Source organism: Acidobacteriota bacterium, assembly GCA_003696075.1.
Taxonomy (GTDB): domain Bacteria; phylum Acidobacteriota; class Polarisedimenticolia; order J045; family J045; genus J045.
The window spans coordinates 1-7,326 of sequence record RFHH01000110.1 but is presented as its reverse complement, the minus strand read 5'-3'; the positions used below and the strand labels follow the sequence as shown (position 1 = coordinate 7,326).

The window sequence follows — 7,326 nt, the reverse complement described above, 5'->3', positions numbered from 1 at the left end:
TGGCGCAGGAGATCCACCCGGCGCCTCCCGCCGAGCAGCAGCGCGGTGAGTTCGCCATCGGATGGATGGACTCCGGGCAGCGCTTCGAACGGTCCGGCGAAGAATGGACCCCGCCCGGCGATCAGGCCGCACCACGCGCCTTCGACGAGCTCGCCGTCGGACCGTACCTCGAGCGCCGGCACGCCGCGCCGGGCCACCTCGCGCAACGCCTGGAGGACGAAGGCCGCGGGGCCCAGCGCGCGCTTGAGCCGCTCCGGCACCGCCGCGACCACCTCCGCGTCGAATCCGACCGAAGCGACGCTGGCGAAGGGACGGCCGTCTGCACGCCCGAGGCGGACGGGAGCGAGCGTCGGGCGCTCGAGCAGCTCGAGGAACTCGCTGGGGGTTCGCGGCAGGCCCAGCGTGCGCGCGAGCAGGTTCACGGTGCCCGCGGGGAAGAGGGCGAGCGGCACCTCCGGCGGCACCGCCCCCACGATCCGCAGGAGCGTGCCGTCCCCTCCGATCGCGATCACCGCGCCCGGGCGGTCACCATCGGCCGGCGCATCGCGGACCGTGTACCCTCGCCGTGCGAGTCCACGGGCGAGCTCGATCCCCGCGCGGCGGCGGGGTCCGCGCCCTGCCGTTCGGTTCCACACGACGAGGGTGTGTTCCGGAGCGAACGGGGACAGGCCGGCGGACGTCCTCGCGGCACACTCCGGCCGGGGGGAGGCCGTCGGAGAACCGCCGCCGGGCGACGTGCCGTCCATGCCCGTAGGTTACCGCGCTCCGCTCGCCGGCCGATCGCGGGAAGCCCCCGATCGGCGTATACGAAGAAGGACGGGCCCTCGAGGAGGCCGGGAAGGAGGGGCCATGAGGCAACGACTCGCGGTGCTCGCGGCCGCCGCGCTGCTTGCCGTGCCGGCGGTGCGGGCGCAGGTGCTTTTCCGGGACGTCACCGCCGACGCCGGAATCGGCGCGCAGACACCGGGCCGGACGATGGCCTGGGGCGACTACAACAACGACGGCTATCCCGACTTCCTGGTCGGCTGCAGCAAGCTCTACAAGAATCTCGGTCCACCCGATTTCCGCTTCGAGCTGGTCCCCGCCGGCCTGTCCGGAGCCCACGGCGTCTGGGCCGACATCGACAACGACGGCGACCTCGACATCTATTGCCCCTCCGGCGGGGACAACGACCACCTGTGGATCAACCAAGGACCGGCAGCCGGCTACACCTTCGTCGAGGGGACCGACTTCGACGGCGACGGGACCGCGGACATGGTCGACGGCAAGCAGTCGATCGCGATCACCTGGGGCGACTTCGACGCCGATGGCCTGGTCGACGTGTACGTCGGTTCCTACGAGCGGCACTGCACCTCGTCGGTCTGCGGCGACTGTCAGATCAACACGATGTGGCACAACCTGGGGTCAGGACGGTTCGAAGACGTGACGGTGAACTGGGGGCTCGACGCCGCGGAGCGGGGGCTGGTCAACGGCGGCGCCGGACAGTGCCTGGGCGGCGGCGGAACCTGCACCGACGACTCGGACTGCGCTCCGTTCGGGGGATGGTGCAAGTCGGGCCTGTGCGCCAGGGGGCTGAACACCGTCGACTACGACAACGACGGCGACGCCGACATCTTCGTGTCGGACTACCGCCTCGACGAGAACATGTTGCTCGAAAACGACGGCAGCGGGCACTTCTCCAACGTCGCGCGAACGGCCGGCATCGACGGGCACTGCGGCGACGGCGTGTGCGGTCACACGCTCGGCGCCGACTGGGGCGACATGGACAACGACGGAGATCTCGACTGCTATGCGGCCAACCTCGCGCACTGGTGGGGATCGTTCGCCGACGGGCACGACATCTCCTACCTCTGGCGAAGCGAGAATGCCGGGGTGTCGTTCATCGATGTGCGCGACCAGTCCGGGATGCGTCCGTTCACACCCGCGTTCGACCCCGAGAACGACTGGGAGGAGGCCTCGGCCGGGTGGGCCGATATCGACAACGATGGCGATCTCGACATCTACGTGACCGATTTCTATCCGTTCCGGAAGCACTGGTCGCAGCTCTACCGGAACGACGGCGACGGCGACGGCAACGGCGTCCCCGACTTCGTCGACGTGTCGGATCCCGGGAACGGCGATTGCCCCGCCGAACCCGATCCGATCAACGTGAGCGTCGGCCCCACCTGCCTGAAGCGCTGGTACTCGTGGACCGCCGTGTGGGCCGATTACGACCGTGACGGCGACCTCGACCTGCTGACCTCCGGAAGCCCCATCTTCTATCAGTGCGACACGCCACCGGTGCCGCCGGAATGCGACGGAAAGGACCCGGCGAACCGGGACACCTGGCCGCAGCCGTCGTACATCGTGCTGTTCCGCAACGAGACTGAAGGCGCCGGGCACTGGCTCGAGGTTCGCCTCGTCGGCCAGTCGGGCGTCAACCGCGCCGCTCTCGGGGCTCGGCTGACGGCTCATGTCGATCTCGACGGAGACGGGACGGCGGAGACGAGGATGCTTCGCGAGGTCTCCGGCGGAGAGGGGTACCAGTCGAGCCAGGATTGGATGGTTCAGCACTTCGGCCTCGGCCCTGCCGACCGCGTGTCACGCCTCGAGGTGCGGTGGCCCGCCGCCGGCGCTCCGGTGTCGAGCTTCAGCGACGTGCCGGCGGATGGGCTGGCCGTCGTCTACAGCGACGGCGCCGATCTCCTCCGCGGGACCGATCCCGCCGCGCTCGGAGTCTACGAACCGCAAGTCGCGCTCTACCCCCATCGCGATCCGGAGCCTGTGCTCGACGACGCGCGGGCGCTGTTCTACCGCGTCGCCGACGACGTGACGATCGACGTAACGCGGGACGACGCCGCGCGGACCGTGGTCATCGCCATCCGACACTGAGGCTCGGCGCTCCTGTTCATCCCCGGCCGGCGGGCTCTCCCGCGCGAAGGGCGTGCCCGCCGCTCCGGTGCCGGCCGGAAGCGGAGCCGCGCGCCTCGCCGGAGCCCGGCGGACGCCGAGCAGCGCGCGATTCGCCGGGGCGGGGGGCCCGGACCGGCGCTGCGGCGGCCGGCTTTCATCGCGCGAAAGAACCGCAAAAAAACGGATCGCCCGCGTCCAGCGGGCGATCCAGCAGAGGAGAGGAGGTCGGAGGGGGCCCGCGAACCGTTACGGTGCGTCGGCCGCACCGGCCAGGACGGGACTCGATTGGCTCGCGAGCTGCGCAAGCATGTCGGAGGAGGCCAAGATCCCTTCGGTGAAGATGATCGACTGGTTCAGCGAGTCCGGCCCGGCGAAGGTCAGCCCGGTGCTTCCGCCGAGGTCGAACTGATCCTCGGTGAACACGATCCCCTCGGCGAACAGGACACCCTCGGCGAAGATCACCGACTCCGAGGTGAGCAGGTCGCCCCGGCCGATCCGCGCGGCCTCGGCGAAGATCACGCTGGAGGCGTCGACGTAGCCGTCCGGCGTGAGCGGATAGCCGGTCCCCTCGGCGAACAGCAACCCCGCTGCTCCGAAGTCGCTCCGGTCGCAGAAGATGATCCCTTCGCCGAAGAGGATTCCTTCGCTGAAGATGATCCCCTCGCCGAACACGATTCCCTCGGCGAACATGATCCCCTCGCCGAAGATGATCCCCTCGCTGAAGATGATCCCGCCCGCCTGGACGAGCTGCGAGGTGGCGGCGTCGCGGACGAGCACGTAGCCCTGCGACCAGGCCACGGGCTCGCCCTCGATCGTCGACAGCGGCGCCGGCATCTCGGAGGGGTTCAGGAGCACCGTTCCGGGCTGGGAAGAGGTCATCGGCTTGCCGCGCAGGGCCACGGCCAGCGCCACCGCGCCGTGAGCGTTGACGAGGCCGGCTCCCTGCTCGAAGACCGAGTGGCCCGGTAGCGTCTGCGCCGAGTACATCAACGAGAGCTTGACCAGGTCGGGCGTGAGCGACGGGTTGGCATCGATCATCTGCGCTACGATCCCGGACACGACGGCGGCCGCCATCGACGTCCCGCTCATCACCATGTAGTCGGCGCCGAGGCCACCGTGAACCGTGAGGGACGGATGCTCGGCGGCGATCTTCGCGCCGTGCGCCTCGGCGCCGAGAACCCGGTATCCCGGGGCGACGAGGTCTGGCTTGACGAGGTTGTCGTAGGAGTCCGTCGCTGCGTCATAACCACGGGTCGGACCGCGCGACGAGAAGAAGGCGACCGTGTCGTCGGAACGCGTGACGGTCCCGCGATCGTCGGCGGCACCGACGGTGATCGCCCACGGGGAGATTCCCGGGGTGGTGATCGTTCCGTAGAGCGCGCTTCCCTGGCCGTCGTCGCCGAGGTTCCCGGCGGAAGCGACCACGACGATCCCGGCATCGTGCAGCGCGCGCGTCGCCTGGACGAGCGGATCGCTCTCGAAGCTCTCGACCGCGGGCGCGCCGAAGCTCATGTTCACCACGCGAATGCCATAGGTCTGGGCGTTCTGGAGCACCCAGTCGACACCTCCGAGAACCCAGGAGAGCTGCCCCTGCCCGTCGCCGTCGAGAACCTGGACGCTGACCGCCTTGGCCTTGTGCGCGGTGCCGTTGGCCCGTAGGCCGACCTCCTCGGCGTCGTGTGTCTTGCCCGTGGCGAGGCTGGCCACGTGCGTGCCGTGGCCGAACGGGTCGCTGAAGGGATCGCCGCCGGGAACCAGCGACGTCCCGCCGACCACGTCGAGATCCGGGTGGTCCGCGTCGATCCCGGAGTCCAGGACCGCCACCGCCACACCCTCGCCGTCCGTGTCGAAATCGCGCTTGGCCGCCTCGGCACCGGTCACACGCTGGAGGAAGCTCGGGCCCATCGCCTTGACCGTGCGATCGAGGCTGATCGCCCGCACCTTCGGGTGGGCCGCCCAACGCGGCAGCTCGCGCGCCGGCAGCTCGGCCGCGAGCATACCGAGGCGGGGAAACTCCTGAACGACGGAGGCCTCTTCGAGCAGGTAGGCCCGATCGCGGTCGCTCAGCGGCTCGGTGAGCTGCACCACGACCGTGGCGCGAGCATCGAGATCCTGATGTTCGTCCAGCCAGGCCAACAGGTCCGGCGAGAGGCTCGTCGCCCGCGCCGCCTGGGGGGCGCCGAGCGCGATCGCGAGCACGGTGGCGAGTGTGACCAGATAGCGTTTCATGGGCGCGGCTCCTCGTGGCGCGGTGCGCCGCCCCCGGTCCCGCGAGGGGCGGGGCGGCACCCGCTTTCAGGCAAGGACCGTGCCTGCCGCCAAGTCGTTGTAAATAAAGCTGTTGCCGAGCGGACTCCCCGGAGAAGCCGGCGGGCGTGTCCGAAGCTCGGCCAGGGTGACCGGCCGCGTCCGGGCGCGGCGACCGTTTCGAAACCGCGTGTCGCGCAGCGGAACGGTGCCGCCGCCCGGGCGCCGACCGGCGGACTTTCTCCGGCCCGCCGCCGCCGGTATCGTGAGGAGGCGCGCCGGGTTCCCGGCCGCCGGCGGCGAGGAGCGATGAGCGGCGAAAGGGATCGGATCGAGTCGTTGCTCGACCGGGCCGCGGAAGCCCGAGACGAGGGGGACGACGCCCGCGCGGAAGAGGCGGCGCGGGAGGCGCTCGATCTGATCGAGCGCGGCTCGGGCGACGCATCGCTCCGTGCCGAGGCGCTGTTGCTCCTGGCGGAAGCTGCGATCGACGCCCGGCGCGACGAAGAGGCCTTCGCCCGTCTCGACGAGGCTGCCGAGACGCCCGAGGCCCGCGCCGAGGCCGCTCTTCTTCGAGCCAGGCTGCATCTTCTGCGATGGGAGCTACCCGAAGCCGAGGCGGCGCTCGGCGGCTGCGTCGGCGATCCCGAGATCCGCGCAGCGGCCCTCTACGAACGCGCGATCCTCGCCGATCTCGCCGGTGACGTCGAGCGGGCCGACGCCCTTTACGCCGAGGCGGCCCGCTTGGACCCGGAGAGCTTTCGCGAACCGGTCCGCATGTCGGACGACGAGGCCCGCGAGTTCCTCGAGGAGGTTCTGGAGACTCTTCCCGAGACGGTTCGAGAAGCGCTCGACAACGTCGTCATCGAGATCGTCCCCGCTCCCGACCCGGCGAGCGACGCCGGTCCGGACACCGACCCGTTGCTGCTCGGGCTGTACGAGGGCGTCCCCCGCCCCCAGCAAAGCGTCGCCAATGGCGGGACGCTGCCGGGCCGGATCCGGATTTTCAAACGCAACATCGAGCGAATGGCGGCGTTCACCGACCGCCTCCGCGAGGAGTTGCGGCTGACGCTGCTGCACGAGATCGGACACCACCTCGGCTGGGACGAGGAGGACCTGGCGCAGCGCGGTCTGGAGTGAGGACCGAACGGTCGCGCCGCTCGGGACGCACCGTGGAGGGACGCGATGGACGCTCCCCGTTTCGTGCCGCTCGAATTCCTCGAACGACCACTGGCCGAGATGAGGCGGCGCGCGCGGGAATTCGCCGAGGAAATCGGCCGCCGCCGGACGGTGCGAGAGTTCGACTCCCGGCCCGTCCCCCGCGAGATCATCGAAGATTGCCTCCGCGCCGCCGGCGCCGCGCCGAGCGGTGCGAATCTCCAGCCATGGCACTTCGTGGCCATTTCCGACCCCGAAGTGAAACGCCGGATCCGCGAGGCGGCGGAGAAAGAGGAGCGCGCCTTTTACGAGCGGCGTGCGAGCGAGTCCTGGTTGCGCGACCTGGCGCCCCTCGGCACGACGCCGGACAAGCCGTTCCTCGAGACGGCTCCGTGGCTGATCGCGGTCTTTTACGAACGCTTTCGGAAGACCGGGGACGGAACGCGGAAAGCCTACTACGCGGTCGAATCGGTCGGTCTGGCGACGGGGTTCCTGATCGCCGCGCTCCACCATGCGGGCCTCGCGACCCTGACCCATACCCCGAGCCCGATGGGCTTTCTCAACGAGATCACCGGGCGGCCGGACAACGAACGCCCGTTTCTCCTCCTCGTCGTCGGATACCCGGCTCCGGGCGCGAAGGTTCCCGCGATTCGCCGGAAGAGCCTCGAGGAGATCGCCACCTTCCTCTGAGGCGATAATGGCCGCGGATCCCGGGGGCCGTCCCGGGTGAGGCCCCGGCGGCGGTCCCGCGGCGGGCGAGGCTGCGAGATGAACGAAGTCCGACCCGGGAGCTGGAGCGAACTCCTGGAAGTGCTGTTCGAAGGTTCCTGGCAGCCGTCCTTGCAGCGCTTCCGGTCTCCGTACGCGTTTCGAGGCCTGTCGGACGCCTCCTACCGGCTGGAGACGACGCTCATGCGGCTCGCCAGCAGGGCCGTCGGCGTGGAACGCCACCTCTTGCGGAACTTCCGCAAGTACGCGCATCGCGACGTGGTGGAGCGCGACTCGATCTGGAACTGGCTGGCGGTCGCC

6 protein-coding genes are annotated in these 7,326 nt (G+C 70.1%); 4 read left to right on the top strand and 2 right to left on the bottom strand.

Translation table 11 applies throughout. The annotated features are described in order from the left end of the window. A partial coding sequence (locus D6718_06935; GenBank protein ID RMG45654.1) for a hypothetical protein occupies positions 1 to 746 on the bottom strand: 746 nt, incomplete at its 3' end. Between D6718_06935 and D6718_06930 the strand changes: the two genes are divergently transcribed. Continuing rightward, positions 745 to 2,871: a CRTAC1 family protein gene (locus D6718_06930; GenBank protein ID RMG45653.1), complete on the top strand. Its 2,127-nt coding sequence runs from the start codon at positions 745 to 747 to the stop codon at positions 2,869 to 2,871. The two genes, D6718_06935 and D6718_06930, sit on opposite strands and share 2 nt — an antisense overlap. Before the next feature lie 267 nt (positions 2,872 to 3,138). Here D6718_06930 and D6718_06925 read toward each other — a convergent pair whose 3' ends face one another. Continuing rightward, on the bottom strand, positions 3,139 to 5,121 hold the full coding sequence (locus tag D6718_06925; GenBank protein RMG45652.1) for a hypothetical protein: 1,983 nt from the start codon (positions 5,119 to 5,121) through the stop codon (positions 3,139 to 3,141). Here D6718_06925 and D6718_06920 point away from each other — a divergent pair. From D6718_06920 to D6718_06910, 3 genes are all read left to right on the top strand, one after another. After that, complete coding sequence (locus D6718_06920) at positions 5,008 to 6,279, top strand: metallopeptidase family protein (GenBank protein RMG45651.1); 1,272 nt, start codon at positions 5,008 to 5,010, stop codon at positions 6,277 to 6,279. The two genes, D6718_06925 and D6718_06920, sit on opposite strands and share 114 nt — an antisense overlap. A 45-nt stretch (positions 6,280 to 6,324) precedes the next feature. Further along, positions 6,325 to 6,987, top strand: coding sequence for a nitroreductase family protein (locus D6718_06915; GenBank protein RMG45650.1), 663 nt, complete (start codon positions 6,325 to 6,327; stop codon positions 6,985 to 6,987). A gap of 78 nt (positions 6,988 to 7,065) precedes the next feature. Beyond that, the coding region (locus D6718_06910) for an FRG domain-containing protein (protein ID RMG45649.1) at positions 7,066 to 7,326 on the top strand (261 nt) is incomplete at its 3' end.

Excerpts from the sequence above, each read along its gene's own strand:
- D6718_06930 (RMG45653.1), top strand. The coding sequence starts at position 745 with ATGCCCGTAGGTTACCGCGCTCCGCTCGCCGGCCGATCGCGGGAAGCC.
- D6718_06920 (RMG45651.1), top strand. The coding sequence starts at position 5,008 with ATGTTCGTCCAGCCAGGCCAACAGGTCCGGCGAGAGGCTCGTCGCCCG.
- D6718_06925 (RMG45652.1), bottom strand. The coding sequence starts at position 5,121 with ATGAAACGCTATCTGGTCACACTCGCCACCGTGCTCGCGATCGCGCTC.
- D6718_06915 (RMG45650.1), top strand. The coding sequence starts at position 6,325 with ATGGACGCTCCCCGTTTCGTGCCGCTCGAATTCCTCGAACGACCACTG.